The sequence below is a fragment of the Jeotgalicoccus sp. WY2 genome, assembly GCF_018437745.1.
Lineage (GTDB): Bacteria > Bacillota > Bacilli > Staphylococcales > Salinicoccaceae > Jeotgalicoccus > Jeotgalicoccus psychrophilus.
Genome location: NZ_CP049818.1, coordinates 1,378,872 through 1,398,449, shown reverse-complemented (window position 1 = coordinate 1,398,449; position 19,578 = coordinate 1,378,872). Strand labels below are relative to the sequence as shown.

Below are 19,578 nucleotides of genomic sequence, written 5' to 3'. Positions count from 1 at the left end.
ACCCGTTGGTATTTTTTTATTCAATGTTACACTCCTCTTTAATACTTTTAAAAATGAATGCCCCTATTAATATTGAATAGGAGCATCCGGTATTTATATTATAACCTTTCAAGCTTCTCCTGACCACCCATATATGGCTGGAGCACTTCAGGAATAGTCACTGAGCCGTCTTCGTTCTGGTAATTCTCAAGGAGGGCCGCCATCGTTCTTCCGACAGCAAGACCGCTTCCGTTTAACGTGTGCAGCAACTCAGGTTTTGAGTCTTTTTCACGTTTAAATTTAATGTTTCCCCGGCGTGCCTGGAAATCTGTCATATTAGAAATTGAACTGATTTCTTTGTAGTCATCGTAGCTCGGCAGCCATACTTCAACGTCGTAAGTTTTAGATGAACCGAAACCGATATCACCGGTACAAAGCAGCACTGTACGATGCGGAATATCGAGCAGATTTAAAATGTTCTCAGCGTGCTGAGTCATTTCTTCAAGCGCTGTCCATGAATCTTCAGGGCGTTCCAGACGGACCATTTCAACTTTGTTGAACTGGTGCAGACGGATTAAACCGCGTGTATCCCTGCCGGCAGAGCCTGCTTCACTTCTGAAACATGCTGTCTGCGCTGTAAATTTCACCGGTACTTCTTCAGCTTTTAACGTTTCGTCTTTATGGAAGTTCGTTAAAGTCACTTCAGATGTTGGAATTGTATACATTTCTTCGTCTTCAATTTTGAATAAGTCTTCACCGAATTTCGGCAGCTGGCCCGTTGCGTACATCGCTTCAGCGCGGACGATCTGCGGCGTCATCATTTCACGGTAGCCGTTCTTATTGTGCACATCGAGCATGAAGTTCATCAGTGCACGCTCTAAACGTGCACCGTCTCCTATGTGATACACAAAGCGCGCACCCGATACTTTGGCAGCACGGTCAAAGTCTGCAAGCTCAAGGTCTTCTAAAATGTCCCAGTGCGGTTTTGGTTCATAGTCAAATGAACGGGGTTCACCGGTACGGCGGATTTCCACGTTTTCACTATCATCTTTACCTTCAGGCACATCGTCGTGAATTAAATTAGGCAGACGGCTCATCTTGTCGTGGTAGTCACTTTGAATCGTATTGAGTCTTTCATCGATTTCTTTAATGCGTTCACCAACGTCACGCATTTCTTTAATAACGTCTTCAGCATCTTCTTTATTTTTCTTCTTCACAGCAATTTCCTGTGATACTTTGTTGCGTCGGCTTTTCAGCTCTTCAGTTTCAACAATCAGCGCACGTCTTTCTTTATCCAATTGTAAAATATCATCGATTAACACAGGTTCCAGTCCGCGTTTTGCTACTTTCTCTTTCACCGTTTCAGTGTCATTGCGCAGTACTTTAATGTCTAACATGTGCATACCTCCAGGTTTTTTTATTTAATGCTTAAATTTAGGGAAAATTAAAAGACCACGTCCCCGTGAAAGGGACGTGGTCTACGCGTTGCCACCCTAATTAGCATCATTTACTGATACTATCTCTAACTTTTTAACGGCCTTTGCCGGCTACTTTATTTAACGAAAGACAGAAATTCGCATATCTCGCGATCATTTTCACCAGCCATGACCTCTCTATTAAGCGGAAGATATGTTACTGCTTCTTTCAAAGTAGTAAATATTAACTTGGTGCTATTTTATAACGCTGTACTTAAAAAGGCAAGTTTATAAAGTTAAACCCGGACGCTCAAAAATCAGTTTGCCGTCGGCAATTACTTTGTAGGCATGATTTACACCGTAATGGTACGGAATGTACTCGTGGTTCGGCGCATCCCAGACAACGATATTTGCAGCGTCTCCTTCGTTAAGCGTACCGCGATCAGCATCAATTGCATGTGCGGCGTTAACTGTTACTGCATTCCATATTTCATTGGGTGTCATTTTAAGTTTTAAAGCAGCGATTGCCATAATCATCTGCAGGTTGTCAGTTACACAGCTGCCCGGGTTGTAATCCGTTGCCAATGATACTGCACCACCCTGATCGATCATGCCGCGTGCATCTGCGAATTCATTTTTACCAAGGTAAAATGTCGTTCCGGGCAGAAGCACTGCGACTGTGTTGGAGTCCGCCAGCTGAGTCTTCCCTGTTTCGCTTGCTGCAACTAAGTGGTCTGCACTGATTGCATCCTGTTCAATCGCAAGCTCCAGCCCGCCGAGCGGATAATTTCATCTGCATGAATTTTTACCCGGAAGCCTTTTTCACGTGCCGCTTCCATATACTTTCTCGACTGGTCGACAGAGAATACACCTGTTTCTGTAAAGATATCAGCGAAATCTGCATAGTCTTTTACTTCATCAAGCAGATCTGTCATCTCCTGTAAGAACTCTTCAGCTTCTCTGCCTTTAGGAATAGCATGCGGTCCTAAGAACGTGTGGCGCATAAGCACCGGGAATTTCTCTTCCAGCGCTTTTGATACTTTAAGCTGTTTTAATTCGTTCTCACGGTCGAGTCCGTAGCCGCTTTTGCTTTCAACAGTTAACACGCCGTGCTGAATCATACGTGTCATGTTAACTGATGCTTTGTTTAATAGTTCATCAAACGACGATTTGCGTGTTTGTTCAACTGTATTTAAAATACCGCCGCCCTGTTCAAGTATCGTTAAATAGTCGACACCCTGGCGTTTCAGTGACATTTCATGCTCGCGTGAACCGCCGTGCACGATATGCGTGTGGGGCTCAACGAGAGCAGGGGAAACGATTTTGCCTTCAGCGTTGATTGTTTCTGCCGCTTCATACTCATCTGTTTTCCCTCCGGCATAAACAACTTTACCGTCTTTAATTACAATAATGGCATCGTCGACGATATTTAACTCGTCCATCTCTTTGCCTTTTAGAGGCCCATCGGTTTTTTTCGGTAAAATTAATGACTTTATATTTGTGATTATTACATCATTCATTATTTATTCTCCTTTAACATTGGTATATTCACACCGCGTTCTTTCGCTGTGTTAATTGCGATATCGTATCCTGCATCTGCGTGTCTTGCGACCCCCATACCCGGATCAGTTGTCAGTACACGGCCCAGTCTCTTCTCTGCGCGTTCAGTACCGTCTGCTACGACAACCATACCGGCATGGAGTGAGTAACCCATACCAACACCGCCGCCGTGGTGCACGCTGATCCATGAACCGCCTGCAGCCGTGTTAACGAGCGCGTTTAGAATGGCCCAGTCGCCGACTGCATCACTGCCGTCTTTCATGCTTTCAGTTTCACGGTTTGGACTCGCTACAGAACCTGAATCCAGGTGGTCGCGTCCAATAACGATCGGCGCCGAGATTTCTCCTGTTCTAACGAGCTCATTGAGTGCAAGACCCATCTTCCGACGTTCGCCGTAGCCAAGCCAGGCAATACGTGCCGGCAGACCCTGAAAGGCAATTTTTTCTCCGCCATATCGAGCCAGCGTAATAATTTCTCGTTCTCAGGGAATAACTCACGCATTTTCTTATCAGCAACCGCAATATCGTTCGGGTCTCCGCTTAAGGCAACGAAGCGGAATGGTCCTTTACCTTCACAGAACAGCGGACGGATATATGCCGGTACGAATCCTGGAAAGTCGAATGCATTTTCAACGCCTGTATCAAACGCAACCTGGCGGATGTTGTTACCGTAGTCAAAGACCACTGCACCATTTTTCTGGAACTGGAGCATTGCTTCGACGTGTTTCGCCATTGAGGCACTGGACAGCTTCACGTACTCTTCAGGATTCTCTTCACGCAGTTTTTTTGCCTCTTCAAGCGAGTAGCCTTCAGGCACGTAGCCGTTTAACGGATCGTGTGCAGATGTCTCAGTCACAACATCAATTTCAAAACCTCGGTTTAAAATCTCATGGTGTACTTCAGCAGCATTGCCGATTAAGCCAATCGATAAAGGTTTCCCTGCATCGCGTGCTTCTGCTGCAAGTTTTAGCGCCTCATCAAGTGAATCTGTTTTAACATCAAGGTAACGAGTTTCAATACGTTTATCGATTCTTGTTTCGTCGACATCGACACAAAGTGCAACCCCTTCGTTCATCGTTACTGATAACGGCTGAGCGCCGCCCATGCCGCCGAGACCGGCAGTTAAAGTAATCGTGCCGCGCAGTGTGCCGTCGTAGTTCTGGTTCGCAAGCTCAGCAAATGTTTCATACGTGCCTTGAACGATACCCTGTGAACCGATGTATATCCATGAACCGGCGGTCATCTGACCGTACATCATCAGACCTTTTTTATCGAGTTCATTGAAGTGCTCCCAAGTTGCCCATTTCGGTACAAGTACAGAGTTCGACATGAGCACTCTCGGTGCTTCTTCATGTGTTTTGAACACTGCGACCGGCTTACCTGACTGAATCAGCATCGTTTCATCCGATTCTAAGTTACGGAGCGTATTTTCAATTGCTTCAAACGACTCCCAGTTACGCGCCGCTTTACCGATACCGCCGTATACGACTAAATCATCCGGACGTTCTGCAACTTCAGGATCCAGGTTGTTATACAGCATGCGGAGCGCTGCTTCTTGTTCCCATCCTTTACATTCGATATTCAAACCTGTTTTAGCAGTAATTTTTCTAGACATATTGTCATCCCCTTAAAATATTAATAATGCGATTGGTATTACGATTAACAATGACAGCACTGTGCGGATAAACCACACGAATATCAATTTCCATACTTTTAAATTTAAACTTGTACTTAACACTGCAGGTATCAGGCCTGATAAAAACGACAGCTGAGACCGAAGTCACACCGACGATAAACCGGGTCATAATGTCCGCTTCTGCGACGAGCAGGGAAGGCAGGAACATTTCAACAATGGATATCGTCACCGCTTCGGCAATCAGCGGCACATTCTCGAGCGGGAACATATACAGAATCGGGTAATAAACGTAGGACACCCATGTAATAACGTCCGTATACTCTGCGGCGATTAACCCGATAAGGCCGATTGATAAGACTGACGGCACAACTGAAGCGGTCATCTTCATCGCTTCGATGAAGTTCATCCAGACGTCTTCTCCGAGCGGACGCGAACTGTGCGACTGCTGCTTCGCTTTGTACCATGCATACTGCAGTATATTGCCTTCGTAATTTTCTTCGATGTTGTTGTTTTTATCGTTAAAGTAAATCTTTTGTTCCTTCCGAATCGGCGGCAGGTAAGCCGTGATTGCCGTCACTCCAAAAGTAACGAGCAGAATGACGATAAAAAACAGCACCCAGTAATCCATCAGTTCGAGTGTGCGTGCGACAACAACCATAATCGTTACCGATACGGTGGAAAAGCCCGTCGCTATAATCAGGCCTTCCTTTCGGTTATACAATCCTTCTTTATACGTCCGGTTGGTAATTAAGAGCCCGACCGAATAGCTGCCAACGAGTGCCATTGCATCCATCGCCGAACGTCCTGGTGTTTTAAACAGTGCTCTCATCACCGGTTCCAGCAGCACGCCGATAAAAACCAGGAAACCGTAGCCTAGAATGAGTCCAAGTGCTGCACCGCCGAGCGGTATTAAGAGACTCAAATTAATTGCCAGCGAGTAGAAGAGAAATGGTCCCATATTTTCATCGAGCACAAATGAGGGGCCGATATTAAATACGACCATAATACCGATTAACAAACCGAGTATTTTAAAAGACGTAAACAGTAGGTTAAAAGCACTTTGCTTCCACGTTTTAGTTAAAAACGGAAGCAGCGTGCCGGCAAACACTATCGCCAGCGTGTAATACTGAATATTCTCTCCAAAAACCTTATGAATCACAGTAACGATGTGATCGAGCATAATCGATGTTGTTCCGGACATTGTTACCGGTACGAAAAACAGAAATAATCCAAGTGCACTGAACACGAAGAAACGCCAGATTTTATACCCTTTTTCACGACGCATCTCATCCTCTGAGACCATGACATGACCCCTTTACTGAATTCCTTTTAAAACAGCAGCAGTGCTAACTCAAGCGATTCCTGCTTTGTTTTATAAGCAATTTCTTTAATACATGGCTCAAGCTTATATAATTTCTGAATATTTAACCAAATAATTGACTGAAATTTTTAGATTACTTTAATTAACTTCAGTTAACGCATTTGAAAGATCGTTGATTTCAATGCTGAAATTACGGTCATGGTCGATGAAATCTGCAATCAGACGGTACTCATCGAATTTTTTACGCGTTGCCGGAGATAATTTATCTTTACCTTTAATTTCTGCTGCTGTCATCGCGATAAACAGCTCTGTTGCAACGACGTAGCGTGCGTTGTTAATAATATCTCTCGCATGACGCGCACCGATTGTTCCCATTGAAACGTGGTCTTCCTGATTAGCAGAAGAGGGGATAGAGTCGACACTTGCCGGATGAGCGAGTGTTTTATTTTCAGAAACGAGACTTGCTGCCGCATACTGCAGAATCATTGCACCGGACTGCAGTCCTTCTTCCGGGCTTAAAAATGCCGGCAGATCTCCGTTTAGTGCGGGGTTAACGAGACGCTCGATACGGCGCTCCGTGATATTCGCAATTTCTGCGACACCGATTTTTAACAGATCCATTGCAATCGCAATTGGCTGACCGTGGAAGTTTCCGCCTGAATAGACTTCATCTTCACTGAAAATTAAAGGATTATCGTTTGCCGCATTCATTTCAATTTCCAGTTTGTCTTTAAATATTTCAGCGTCTGCAGTGATGCACCGTGCACCTGCGGAATACATCTGATTGAGTAGCCGTCTTGTACGCGCATTTCCCCCTGACGTGTTGTCAGCTCTGAGCCTTCTAAGTATTCGAGCATTTTTTCAGCGACATAAATCTGCTCCGGATAGCCGCGTGATTCGTGGATCTGATGATTGTAAGCATCTGTAATACCGTTCAGCGACTGATGTGTCAGTGAGGCAATCCATAAGCTGTCGTGCATTAACTTATCCGCTTCAATGTAATTAATCACACCTTGTGCTGTCATCGGCTGCGTTCCGTTAATTAGTGCGAGGCCTTCTTTTGCCTGCAGTGTAATCGGTTCGATGCCGAGCGATTCCAGCACGTCACGTGTTTCTTCTTTCATCCATAAAGAACACTTCGCCTTCGCCGATTAGAGTCAGCGCCATATGAGACAGGGGAGCAAGGTCTCCTGAAGCGCCAAGTGAACCTTGTTCCGGCACAACAGGGATAATGCGTTTGTTAATATACAATTTGAGCTGTTCAACTAAATCTCTTGTCACACCTGAGTGGCCTTTCAGCATCGTGTTCAAACGGAAAACCATCATCAAAAGTGCAACCGGCTCATCGAAAGCCTTGCCGACACCGCAGGCATGAGATCGAATTAGGTTTGTCTGCAGATCTTTCACTTTCTCTTTTGAAATTAAGACATCACAAAACAGGCCGAAACCTGTCGTAATACCGTAAATTGTCTTGCCTTCTGCAATAATATTCTCAACAACTTTTCTTGAAGCATCGACACGTCCATAAGCTTCTTCTGTAATTTCCACCGTACTTTCCGAATTTCCCAGGAAATCTTTCACTTCATCAATCGTTAAACTCTGTCCATCCAAATGTAAAACTGACATAGTATACCTCCTAAATTTACGTACAAAAAAGACACAAAAATCCCTAAGATTTTTATGTCCCTACCAGCTAATGTCTATGACAAGATTATTAAATTTTAAATATGATTAATGCCGAGCCCCAAAGCTTCGTGCTCTTTTCCTTTGATTGGCGCACCAATTGTTCCGTAGAAACAAACCGCCAGCCATTCGCCTTCATCATCACTATCGTATGGATTCCCTCTGACAATCGCGAACCTTAATCCGACAGTACGCATAATTTCCCCGACACTTAAATCACCGCGGGTCACACCCTGGAGTGCTTCTAAAATTGCGTGGTATAAAGAATGAGTTTCACGATAAATATTTCCATCGATGAGTCCGCCGCGCTTCGCAGCAGTTTCAACCGACGAGATGACTTTGCTTAAATCCATTGACCCGACTTTACCTGTCATCACCTTGAACGAATCAAAGTGGGGTAAGATGCCGAGCGCTGTTTTTTCATCAGTCAGTGCAACGAGTGTAGTGAATTTACCAAATTCACGATGTGTACTTTGAGTCATAATATACCTGCCTAATCACTAATAACTGATATCATTATAGCGCTTTCATAAAATAAACACAAGATACTATAATTTAATATTTTATCGATAAACGATATATTTATTGTTTATTAGTAATCTGAATGATAAAATTAATTTATAAAAATTGAAAGCAGGAAAAATTATGATTAAAAAAACTTTGGTGCTGCGTCTTACATTGTTAATTATTGCGGCCATACTTTTACTATTTGGATTTTTAATGGCCGTACAGCTTTTCACATCGGAAGGCAAGGTCTATACTATCGTTATATAGCGATTGCTGTTGTCTGGATCGATATGATTTTAGGCCTGTTTATCGTGTATGCTTTAAATAAGTTATTAAAACTCATCGACACAAACGAAATTTTTTCTGACCGGACCTTAAATATTATGAATCGTATCCAGAAACTGACTCTCACTATCGCTGTCGTAACAATCGGTTTGATGCCGTTCTTCTTTACAATAGGACAGCTGGATGACGCACCTGGACTCGTCTTGTTCGGTGCAGGGATAGTATTTATTCCGTTCTCGATATATTCTCGTTGCTGTGTTAAAAGAAACACTCAGTAAAGCCGTGTCAATAAAACAGGAAAATGAGCTGACAATATGACAAAAATAGTAGTAAACCTTGATGTGGTGCTCGCCAAACGGAAAATGAGCATGACCGAACTCGCGAATGAGGTCGGTGTGACGATGGCGAATTTATCAGTATTGAAAAACAATAAAGCAAAAGCCGTCCGCTTCTCGACATTGGAGAAAATCTGCGAAGTATTGGACTGCCAGCCCGGCGATATACTGGAGTACAGGAAGTAAGACGCTCATTGCGGAGCAAACGATTTTTCTCGGGAATGACAGGGCCTCATTGCCAAGCAAGCGTCCGCAAAACAAAAAAGCACCCAGAATTCTCAGTTTTGAGAGTTTCAGGTGCTTTTTATTAACCATTTATTCTTCTCCTGATTCCGAATCGTCTTCAGTTTCAGGGTTTAAACCTTCTTCGATTTCATCTGTTTCAACTTCAAGGTTATCTTCCGCTTCAAGTGTTTCTTCAGCCATTTCAGAACCGTCTTCTTCCAGTTCTTCTGCGGCAATTTCATTTTTCACTACAGCAACTGTTGCCACGTCCTGCTCTTCGTCCAAGCGAATAAGTCTGACGCCCTGCGTGTTACGGCTTGTAATTGAGATCGCATCGATTGTCAGGCGGATAATTACGCCTTTGTCTGTAACGATCATCATGTCTTCATCACGGTCTACTGACGCGATAAACACCAGCTTACCGTTTTTAGCTGTCAGGTTCGCAGTTTTCACACCGAAGCCGCCGCGTTTAATTGAGCGGTATTCGTCTTCAGGTGTGAGCTTGCCATAACCTTTGTCTGTAACGACAAGGACATGCTGGTCCGGATCAAGGACATCAACGCCTACTACTTCATCGTCGCCTCTAAGCTTGATTCCCCGTACACCTGCTGCTGTACGGCCCATGCTTCTGACCTGGTCTTCTTCAAAGCGTACAAGTGAACCTTCACGTGTACCTAAGATGACTTCTTTCGTGCCATCTGTTAAGCGCACACCGAGGAGTTCATCTTCGCCTCTGAAGCTGATGGCAATTTTACCGTTTTTATTAATCTGCTTAAAGTCATCCAACGGTGTGCGTTTCGCAAGACCATTTTTCGTTGCAAATAATAACTGGTAGCCTTCAGTTTCGTCTTTATCTTTCACGCTGATCATCGTACTGATTTTCTCATCTTTTTCGATTTCAATCAGGTTAACAATCGGCAATCCTTTAGATTGGCGTGACAGTTCAGGAATTTCATATCCCTTAAGACGATAGACGCGTCCTGTATTCGTAAAGAACAGAATATAGTCATGTGTACTCATCGTCACAATCTGGCTGACGAAGTCTTCATCGACCGTATTCATGCCCTGAATACCGCGTCCGCCGCGGTGCTGTGCACGGTATGTCGATGCCGGGAGACGCTTGATATAGCTGTTATGACTCAATGTCACAACAATCTGCTCTCTCGGAATTAAATCTTCATCTTCAATATCGTAAATGCTGCCCAGCGTAATTTCCGTACGGCGTTCGTCCCCGTATCGTTCACGGATATCGATTAATTCTTCTTTGATCACTTCAAGCAGTTTCACATCATTCAGAATACTCTTCAGATATTCAATGTTTTTAATAATTTCATCATGTTCAGCCTGGATTTTACCGCGTTCAAGGCCTGTCAGACGACGTAATCTCATATCGAGAATTGCCTGAGCCTGGCGTTCTGACAAGTTGAATTCACTCATCAGGGCGTTTTTAGCTTCTTCATCTGCATCAGATGCACGGATTGTCTTAATGATTTCATCGATATGATCGAGAGCAATCAGCAAGCCTTCAAGAATATGCACACGGTCCTCAGCACGTTTTAATTCGTACTTCGTACGGCGTGTTACTACAACTTTCTGGTGCTCTAAATAATGATAAAGCACTTCTTTTAAGCCGAGTACTTTCGGTTCTCCGTTTACAAGTGCCAGCATATTAACACCAAATGATGTCTGCAGCGGCGTTTGTTTATACAGGTTATTTAAAATAACATTCGCATTTTTATCTTTGCGAATTTCAATAATGATTCTGACGCCTTCTTTTAGTGACGTTTCATCACGCAGATCTGTAATGCCTTCGATTTTTTTATCGCGCACTAATTCTGCAATCTTCTCAACAAGACGCGCTTTGTTCACCTGGTATGGAATTTCAGAAACAACAATACGTTCTTTGCCGTTCTTCATCATTTCAACTTCACAGCGTGCACGCATAATTACAGAACCATGTCCTGTTTCATATGCTTTTTTAATACCGCTCTTACCGATAATTAAGCCTGAAGTCGGGAAGTCAGGTCCTGTGACATGTTCCATCAGGTCCATCGTTGTGACGTTCGGGTTATCCGCAAGTTCCAGTACCGCATTAATAACTTCTGTTAAGTTATGCGGCGGAATGTTCGTCGCCATACCTACTGCAATACCGCTCGTACCATTGACGAGAAGGTTAGGAAAGCGTGCCGGCAAAACGGATGGTTCCCGTTCGTTTTCATCGTAGTTCGGCTGGAAATCAACTGTGTCTTTGTTAATATCACGCATTAATTCCATCGAAATTTTACTCATTTTCGCTTCAGTGTAACGCATCGCTGCTGCGCCGTCGCCGTCCATGGAACCGAAGTTCCCCTGGCCGTGAACGAGCGGGTAGCGGTAACTGAAGTCCTGAGCCATACGCACCATTGCATCGTAGATTGAAGAATCACCGTGCGGGTGATATTTACCCATAACGTCCCCGACAATACGTGCTGATTTTTTAAACGGCTTGTCAGATGTCATGCCGTTATCGTGCATACCGTATAAAATTCTGCGGTGCACAGGCTTCATGCCGTCTCTGACATCAGGCAATGCACGAGATACGATAACACTCATGGCATAGCTTAAAAACGAGCTGCGCATCGTTTTCGTAATATTTATTTGCTGAAATTGTTCCTCATGGTCCGCCATAAATTAAATCTCCTTTATTAAACGTCAAGATTCTCAACGTATCTCGCATTTTCTTCGATAAAGTTCCGTCGGTATTCAACGACATCGCCCATTAGCATTTCAAATGTCTGATCCGCTTCAATCGCATCATCAAGCTGAACCTGCAGCAGATTTCTCTGTTCAGGGTCCATCGTCGTTTCCCACAGCTGATCTGCGTTCATCTCGCCGAGACCTTTATATCTCGACATAGAAATTTTCGGTGTTTCCGGTAATGTGCTGCGCAGAATATCAAGTGCCTCATCATCGTATACGTAATGTTTTTTCTTGCCCTGCTCTAATTTATAAAGCGGCGGCTGTGCAATATACACGTATCCGCGCTCAATTAACGGTCTCATAAAACGGTAGAAGAACGTTAACAGCAATGTTCTGATGTGAGCACCGTCGACATCAGCATCGGTCATAATAATAATTTTGTGATAGCGTGCTTTTGAAATATCGAATTCTTCGCCGATACCGCTGCCGAGCGCCGTTACCATAGAACGAATCTCATTATTGCCTAAAATTCTGTCGAGACGCGCTTTTTCAACGTTTAAAATTTTACCTCTAAGCGGTAAAATCGCCTGAATTTTCGAGTTGCGTCCTGATTTTGCCGAGCCGCCAGCAGAGTCACCCTCAACAATAAAGAGCTCACTTTTCGCAGGATCTTTACTTGAACAATCTGCCAGTTTCCCCGGTAAACTTGATACTTCAAGTGCAGATTTACGGCGTGTCATTTCACGCGCTTTTTTCGCAGCAACACGTGCGTGCTGAGCAGTAATCCCTTTATCGACAATGACACGTGCAGTTTGAGGGTTTTCCATCAGAAATCTTTCAAAACCTGCTGAGAACAGCTGGTCCGTAATCGTGCGGGCTTCAGAGTTGCCGAGTTTAGTCTTCGTCTGACCTTCAAACTGAGGATCTGTATGCTTTATCGACACTATCGCTGTTAAACCTTCTCTGACATCTTCGCCGGATAAACGTTCTTCCGTAGATTTAATAAGGTTCTGTTTTGTTGCGTAGTTGTTAATGACTTTCGTAAGCGCACGTTTAAAACCGTCTTGTGTTCCGCCTTCATGCGTATAAATATTGTTGGCATAAGTCAGAAGTGTGCATGTATAACCGAGGTTGTACTGCATCGCAATTTCAACTTCGATTTCATCTTTTGAATCATCCATATAAATAATTTCTTCATGAAGTCCTTCTTTCGTCTTGTTTAACTCTTCGACGTAAGATTTAATACCGCCTTCAATGGTATTTAAATTCAACAGGCTCTTCTTCGCGTTCATCGATTAAATTAATTTCGAGTCCTTTATTCAGGAAAGCGAGCTCTTTAATACGTTTTTGCAGAATTTCAATTTCGTATATTGTCGTTTCGGTAAAAATTTCTTCATCTGCTTTAAAACGTATAATCGTTCCTGTTTTATCAGTTGTATCAACCACTTTTAAATCTGCATCAGGTGCACCGCGTGTATAGCTCTGATAATGTACTTCGCCGTTTTTGTGAACGTAAACTTCCAGTGTTGAACTCAGTGCGTTAACGACTGATGATCCGACACCGTGCAGTCCGCCGGAAACTTTATAGCTGCCGCCGTCAAACTTACCTCCGGCGTGCAGTACTGTAAAAATAACCTCGACTGCCGGACGGCCCATTTTTTCCTGTATATCAACAGGAATACCGCGTCCGTTATCCGTTACTTTAATCCAGTTGTCTTTTTCAATAGTGACATTAATTTCTGAAGCATGTCCTGCCAGTGCTTCATCGATACTGTTATCGATAATTTCCCACACGAGGTGATGCAGTCCGCGTGATGATGTCGAGCCGATATACATACCTGGTCTTTTTCTAACCGCTTCAAGACCTTCTAATACCTGTATCTGACTTGCACCATATTGATCCATATTTTGTTCAGCCATGTTTTCACCTTCCGTTATTCATCGATTTTGATTTTGCCATTTTCTATTTCAAAGAGCTGCATATCATCCATAATCTGATGGTTAATATCGCTGATTGAAGTGGTCGTTACAAACGTTTGTACACGGTCCCGGATTGAAGTTAATAAATGCGCCTGTCTCACTTCATCGAGTTCACTGAGTACATCGTCAAGAAGCAGCACCGGATATTCTCCGACTTCTTCTTTTATTAATTCGAGCTCCGCAAGTTTAATCGACAGCGCAGTGGAGCGCTGCTGCCCCTGGGAACCATAGGTCTGAACGTCAAAATCATTAATCGTAAAACCGATATCATCCCGATGCGGACCGACTAGTGAAGTCCCTCGTTCGATTTCTTTATTTAAATTCTCAGCTAACAGAGCGGATATTTCCGCTGTAAGCGCTTCTGAATTATCACTCTTATATTTAATATTGGGGTTATAGACTACATTTAAAATTTCCTTGCCGTTTGAAATATCAGCATGAATTTTTGAAGCATGACGTTCAATCGTTGAGATAAACTGCTCACGCTTTAAAATAATTAAGCTTGCATGATGTGCAAGCTGATCGTTCAGCACCTCGATCATAATCTGATCGACGTTTCTCGATTTTAAATACTGATTTTTCTGGGCGAGGACTTTATTATAGTCGGATAAGTGGTTCAAATATAATTTGGATATTTGACCGCATTCCATATTAATAAATTTTCTTCTGACCTGCGGGGAACCTTTAACGATATTAAGATCCTCCGGCGCAAAAAGTACAGTATTCAAATGACCGATATACTGGGACAGCTTTCCGACCTCAAGATGATTGACCTTGGCGCGCTTGCCACCTTTGGCAATACCGATCGACAGCGGCAGTGTACTGCTTCTTGTCGTAATTGTCCCGTTAATATACGCTTCTTCAGCTCCAAACTGAATCAGTTCCTTATCTTTTGAAGTCCTGTGACTTTTAGCCAGGGACAAAAAGTAAATTGCCTCAAGCAGATTTGTTTTCCCCTGGGCATTATGACCGATAAAAATATTCAGCTTAGGGTGAAATGCCAGGGATAGGGAATCATAATTCCTGAAGTCTGTGAGTTTAATTTTGTTTAGTATCATTGCACCGGATACTTAAATTTATATTCGCCGACATCTGTAATGACTAATTCGTCACCATCGTGCAGTTTTTTGCCGCGTCGGTTTTCAGGCTCCCCGTTTAAAAATACTTCATGTTCACTTAAGAACCATTTAGCTTCGCCGCCTGTACCGATAATATTTTTATATTTTAAAAATTTACCGAGTGTTATCATGCCATCCAAATGAATCGTTTCCATAGACACAACCTCCTATTACATACTCATTCATTATACTACATTTTTCATATATTTTCATTATTTAAGGCCAAATAAAGCGTTTAGAGCGTTTTATAGGCAAAAAGGCTTTTACCTACCAGTAAAATAAAAAAAGAGACCAGAGGCCCGTTTTTTATCAAAAAAGGCATGGTCTCGAATATTTGCTGCAGGATTAATATGTTCTAATCGGTAAAATTAACTGGACAACTTCAGATGATTCACTCGGTGTAATAGTGAATGGTCTCATCGTGCCGAAGAATTCAATTGTTACTTCTTCATCCTGAATCGCACGGAGTGCTTCCATCATATATTTGAGTTGAATGAAATTTTAATGCCTTCGCCTTCGATAGCTGAAGCATTGATATCTTCATTTACCGTACCGACTTCCGGCGAGTTCGATGTTAATTCTACATTGTTGTTATCCACAGTCATGCGGATAACATTATTACCGCCTTCACGTGCAAGCAATGAAACGCGGTCAATTGCATGGTAGAACTCAGAATTATTAACGTTAACTTTTGTCTCGTAGTTTTCAGGGAACAGGCGGGATGTATCCGGATAGTTACCTTCAAGCAAACGGGAAATAAAGCGCATGTTGCCGTAAGTGAAGAGCACCTGGTTCTGCGACAGATTAATTTCTACATCTTCTTCAGAGTCTGTAAGAATTTTGCTTAGCTCCGATAATGATTTACCTGGAATAATCGCATTTGAAATTTCTGTGTTAAATGTTTTATCAAGCAGTCTTCTTAATGCAAGACGGTGAGAGTCTGTTGCAGTGAATGAAATATGATCTTCGTTAAAGTTCCAGTTAACACCAGTTAACACGGGACGTGTTTCAGATAATGAAACTGCGAAGTTAGTCTGGTTGATAATTGTTTTTAGTACTGCAGATGAAAGTACCAGGCTGTCAGCATCGTTAACTTCAGGCAGGAGAGGATATTGGTTTGAATCGTTCCCGCTTAAGTTGAATTCTGATTTTCCTGCGGTAATTTTAGTTTGGAAGTTATCGTTTGTTTCCAAATCTACAAAATCACCGGAAAGTTTTTTAATAATGTCTACGAAGAAACGTCCTGTTAAAACGACTGAACCAGGTTCTTCGATTTCTAGAATTTCCTCATTATCAATTTCTGTTGGAATTGTAATCTCAATAGATATTTCCGAATCACTGCCGGTAAGTATCATTTGATCATCAGAGACATCGATTTTTATCCCGTTTAAAATTGGCAGTGTTGTTCTTGGTGAAATAGCTTTTAAACAATGATTTAATTGTTCGATAAAATATTGTCTTTTAATACTGATTTTCATAAGCAAGTACTCCTTATTTAATAGATATATAGTATATAAAATAATAGTAATAATAGTAGGCCCTGTGGATATGTGGAAAACTGCACTGAAGCTATACGCACTAAGTTATCCACATGTGTACAAAGTGTTGACTACAGTGTAACATTTATCCACAGTATTCACATTAGTTTTTAATTCAGCTTATTCGTTCCTTCAATTCATCTTTGAATAACTCATCTTCTGAAACAAGCCTCGAAATTTTCTCATGTGCGTGAATTACAGTCGTGTGATCACGGCCGCCGAAGACTTCTCCAATTTTAGGCAGAGAGTTGTCCGTCAGTTCGCGTGACAGGTACATTGCCACGTGTCTTGGGAAGGCGATGGACTTTGTTCTTTTTTTAGAGCCGAGTTCGTCGATATGAATGCCGTAGTACTCACTGACAGCAACCTGGATATCGTGTATTGTCATCCGCTTCGATTTCGTTGTAGTGACAAGATCTTTCAGCGCTTCAGAGACAACTTCAGGAGTCATCGGCTGATTCGAAATTTTAGCATATGCTGCAACGCGTGTCAGTGCACCTTCCAGTTCACGGATATTCGTATGAATGTGGTTTGCAATGTAGATCATTGCTTCATTTGGAATCTCTACATTTTCTTCTTCACATTTTTTACGCAGAATCGCAATTCTTGTTTCAAGGTCAGGGGGTGTCACATCAGTCATTAAGCCCCATTCAAAACGCGAGCGGAGACGGTCTTCAAGTGTTGGAATTTTTTTGGCGTCCGGTCGCTTGAAATAACAATCTGCTTATCATTTTCATGCAGCGAGTTAAACGTGTGGAAAAATTCTTCCTGAGTTGACTCTTTACCTGCTAAAAATTGAATGTCATCAATTAAAAGTACATCGACATTGCGGTATGTTGCGGAACTGTTCAGTTTTATTATCGCGGATCGAGTTGATGAACTCATTTGTAAATTTTTCACTCGATAAATAAACCACTTTCGCATTTGGACGATGCTCAAGCACATAATTGCCGATTGCATGCATTAAATGTGTTTTGCCGAGACCGACGCCGCCGTAAATAAACAGCGGGTTGTATGCTTTCGCAGGCGCTTCCGCTACAGCGAGAGAAGCGGCATGTGAGAAACGGTTGCCGTTGCCGATAACAAACGTATCAAATGTATGCTGTGCATTTAATGCATGTTTAACAGGCAAATTCATTGCCTCATTGCTGTTTTTATCAGCTGATTTACTGCGCGCCGTTGCTGAGTTATTCAGTTTCTCGTCCTGAAAGACGATTTTAACTGAAACTTTTTCACCGATGGCGCTGTAGATGCTCTTCTCAATCAATGTTAAATATTTTTCGGACAGCCAGCCCTGCTGGAATTCATTATCCGCTTTAACGATAGCATCGGTGCTATTTAAATCGATCAGTTTGGTATCTTTGAACCAAGTTTGAAAACTGACGGTAGGGATGTTCTCACTGATGTTTTCAAGAACATTTTCCCAAATACTATTTAAACTGCTCATAAAATTTTCCTTTCTTATTCACATATAACAGCCTGTGGATAACTGATATGCACAGGTGTAGATAAGTTATGCACATGTTATACACATTCTGTGGATAACTATATGAGTGCCGTTACTTATCCACAACGATATGGGTAGAATTATAACGGATTTCACTATACATATCAATAGCTGTAAGACTTATGCACATAATTAACACTTTTCCACAAAACTTTGCCTACAGGCTGTGGATTTGTGGGGAAACTCGTTTTAAAACTGTTGATAACTTTCTGTTGTAAAATAGTTATCCACATTTTATTATTGATTTACAGATCTCTTATAGAAGGAATCTAAAATAAAAAGTTGAAAAGACAGCCTATTTTTGGTATTCTTTAATAGTTGCAATTCTAAGAGAAGATAAAAACAGAGATATATATTTATAACGGAGGTGTCATTAATGGTAAAACGTACCTATCAACCGAATAAACGTAAACGTGCAAAAGTACACGGTTTCCGTGAGAGAATGAGTACTAAAAACGGACGCAAAGTTCTTGCACGCCGTAGAAGAAAAGGAAGAAAAGTTCTTTCTGCATAACCATTAGATCATCTGACGAGGATGATCTTTTTTTTTGCGCCAATACTGGATGTTTTATAAAACTGGTGCTTTTTAGTATAATAATTAATCATAGATATGAAAGAGCGTAATAATGATGAAAAAGCGATATAGAATTAAAAAAGAAAAAGATTTTAAATTGATTTTTAAACGAGGGAAATCGTATGCCAACAGGCAGTTTGTCGTGTATTTAAGAGACAACGATGAAATACCTCATCTCCGGCTTGGCATCAGTGTGTCCAAAAAACTTGGTAACGCCGTGAAAAGAAACCAGATAAAACGACGCGTCCGTGCATTTTATCAGCATCACAAAACAGAGTTAAAACCGCGAGAGTATGTAGTTATCGCACGAAATCCTGTCAAAGATATGAACTATCACGAGATGGAAAAATCATTATTGCATGTCTTAAAAATCGCGAAATGTATTAAATAATACGGGGGTAGTATTATGTACAGAATTTATACTGAGAAGACAGTAGATGAAGCAGTTGCAAAAGGATTACACGAGCTTGGCGTAACTGAAGACGATATTAAGATTGAAGTGATTGACGGCGGAAGCGGCGGATTTTTAGGTTTTGGCAAACGCGATGCAGAAGTGCAGCTGACAGTCATTAATCCGGAACTGAAAACATATGGTTCTATTGAAGCGATGATTGAAGAGAGAACTGAACATGTTCAAAAAGAACCGGTACAGATACAGCCGGAAGAAGTGCAGGAACCTGAAGAAGAGACAATAGAGACTGAAGTTTCTGAAACACCTGTCACTCAAAAACCGGCAGCAGAAGCAGAGTTTGAAGACGAGCATACGGTGTATGAATCTCCTATTAATAGTGCAGCGGAGGATACGGCAGATTATATTTCCCGTGTCGTTCATGAAATGAATATTCCAAACGACACTGAGGTCAGTATAAAAGATACGACGGTGACGATTGAATTTCACGCAGAGCTTGCAGCTAAAATTATCGGCAAGCGCGGACAGACTTTAAATGCACTGCAGGAACTCGCACAAAATTACTTCAATACAATATATAAAAGCTACGGTACAGTATTCCTCGATGTGGAAGATTACCGTGAAAAACGCCGTGAAACGCTGGAGAGCCTCGCGGTGAATATGGCGAAAAAAGCAATGCGTACGGACGGCCCGGTTAAAATGGAGCCGATGCCTTCTTTCGAACGTAAAACAATGCACCACGTCTTAAGCAGAATGAAAAATATTGAGACGTCTTCAGAAGGACGGGAACCGAACCGCTACGTCGTTATTACTAAGAAATAAAGGAGT

The 19,578-nt window shown here is 42.2% G+C and carries 11 protein-coding genes and 6 pseudogenes; 5 read left to right on the top strand and 12 right to left on the bottom strand.

Translation table 11 applies throughout. The features are described 5' to 3' along the window. Positions 1-98 precede the first annotated feature (98 nt). From serS to hutP, 6 genes and pseudogenes are all read right to left on the bottom strand, one after another. Entirely contained in the window at positions 99-1,376 is a 1,278-nt protein-coding gene (gene serS, locus G4D76_RS08150; RefSeq protein WP_213809623.1) for a serine--tRNA ligase, read from the bottom strand. A 306-nt stretch (positions 1,377-1,682) separates the two neighbouring features. Next, positions 1,683-2,914: pseudogene (gene hutI / locus G4D76_RS08145) on the bottom strand (imidazolonepropionase). Next, positions 2,914-4,568 (bottom strand): annotated as a pseudogene (gene hutU, locus G4D76_RS08140) (urocanate hydratase). The pseudogenes hutI and hutU overlap by 1 nt, the downstream one beginning before the upstream one ends. A gap of 4 nt (positions 4,569-4,572) precedes the next feature. Then, positions 4,573-5,892 (bottom strand): YjiH family protein, encoded by a 1,320-nt coding sequence (locus G4D76_RS08135; RefSeq protein WP_371814451.1) that lies wholly within the window; start codon positions 5,890-5,892, stop codon positions 4,573-4,575. A gap of 156 nt (positions 5,893-6,048) precedes the next feature. After that, a pseudogene (gene hutH, locus G4D76_RS08130) lies at positions 6,049-7,536 on the bottom strand (histidine ammonia-lyase). Positions 7,537-7,631: 95 nt separating this feature from the next. After that, a complete protein-coding gene (hutP, locus tag G4D76_RS08125; protein WP_281170645.1) occupies positions 7,632-8,075 on the bottom strand; it encodes a histidine utilization transcription antiterminator HutP in 444 nt (147 codons plus the stop codon). Between the two features lie 195 nt (positions 8,076-8,270). On the opposite strand from hutP, the gene G4D76_RS08120 reads away from it, so the two are divergent. Both G4D76_RS08120 and G4D76_RS08115 read left to right on the top strand, forming a co-directional pair. Beyond that, a complete protein-coding gene (locus tag G4D76_RS08120) occupies positions 8,271-8,663 on the top strand; it encodes a DUF2975 domain-containing protein (RefSeq protein WP_371814670.1) in 393 nt (130 codons plus the stop codon). 36 nt (positions 8,664-8,699) lie between these two features. Further along, positions 8,700-8,906, top strand: coding sequence for a helix-turn-helix domain-containing protein (locus G4D76_RS08115; protein ID WP_213809621.1), 207 nt, complete (start codon positions 8,700-8,702; stop codon positions 8,904-8,906). A 129-nt stretch (positions 8,907-9,035) separates the two neighbouring features. Here the strand turns inward: G4D76_RS08115 and gyrA are convergent, their stop codons facing one another. The 6 genes and pseudogenes from gyrA to dnaA all read right to left on the bottom strand — a co-directional run bounded on the left by gyrA (position 9,036) and on the right by dnaA (position 17,707). Then, positions 9,036-11,612 carry a DNA gyrase subunit A gene (gene gyrA / locus G4D76_RS08110; RefSeq protein WP_213809620.1) on the bottom strand — a complete coding sequence of 859 codons (2,577 nt, stop codon included), beginning with the start codon at positions 11,610-11,612 and terminating at the stop codon, positions 9,036-9,038. Positions 11,613-11,629: 17 nt separating this feature from the next. Further along, positions 11,630-13,544: pseudogene (gene gyrB, locus G4D76_RS08105) on the bottom strand (DNA topoisomerase (ATP-hydrolyzing) subunit B). A gap of 14 nt (positions 13,545-13,558) precedes the next feature. Further along, positions 13,559-14,662, bottom strand: a complete 1,104-nt coding sequence (recF, locus tag G4D76_RS08100; RefSeq protein WP_026859406.1) for a DNA replication/repair protein RecF — start codon at positions 14,660-14,662, stop codon at positions 13,559-13,561. Beyond that, a complete protein-coding gene (locus tag G4D76_RS08095) occupies positions 14,659-14,877 on the bottom strand; it encodes an RNA-binding S4 domain-containing protein (protein WP_026859407.1) in 219 nt (72 codons plus the stop codon). The genes recF and G4D76_RS08095 overlap by 4 nt, the downstream gene beginning before the upstream one ends. A 190-nt stretch (positions 14,878-15,067) precedes the next feature. After that, positions 15,068-16,200: pseudogene (gene dnaN / locus G4D76_RS08090) on the bottom strand (DNA polymerase III subunit beta). 175 nt (positions 16,201-16,375) lie between these two features. Further along, a pseudogene (dnaA, locus tag G4D76_RS08085) lies at positions 16,376-17,707 on the bottom strand (chromosomal replication initiator protein DnaA). 436 nt (positions 17,708-18,143) lie between these two features. On the opposite strand from dnaA, the gene rpmH reads away from it, so the two are divergent. The 3 genes from rpmH to jag all read left to right on the top strand — a co-directional run bounded on the left by rpmH (position 18,144) and on the right by jag (position 19,572). Continuing rightward, entirely contained in the window at positions 18,144-18,281 is a 138-nt protein-coding gene (gene rpmH / locus G4D76_RS08080; protein WP_026859410.1) for a 50S ribosomal protein L34, read from the top strand. Positions 18,282-18,396: 115 nt separating this feature from the next. Then, complete coding sequence (gene rnpA / locus G4D76_RS08075; RefSeq protein ID WP_026859411.1) at positions 18,397-18,732, top strand: ribonuclease P protein component; 336 nt, start codon at positions 18,397-18,399, stop codon at positions 18,730-18,732. Between the two features lie 15 nt (positions 18,733-18,747). After that, positions 18,748-19,572, top strand: coding sequence for an RNA-binding cell elongation regulator Jag/EloR (gene jag / locus G4D76_RS08070; protein WP_213809619.1), 825 nt, complete (start codon positions 18,748-18,750; stop codon positions 19,570-19,572). Positions 19,573-19,578 lie beyond the last annotated feature (6 nt).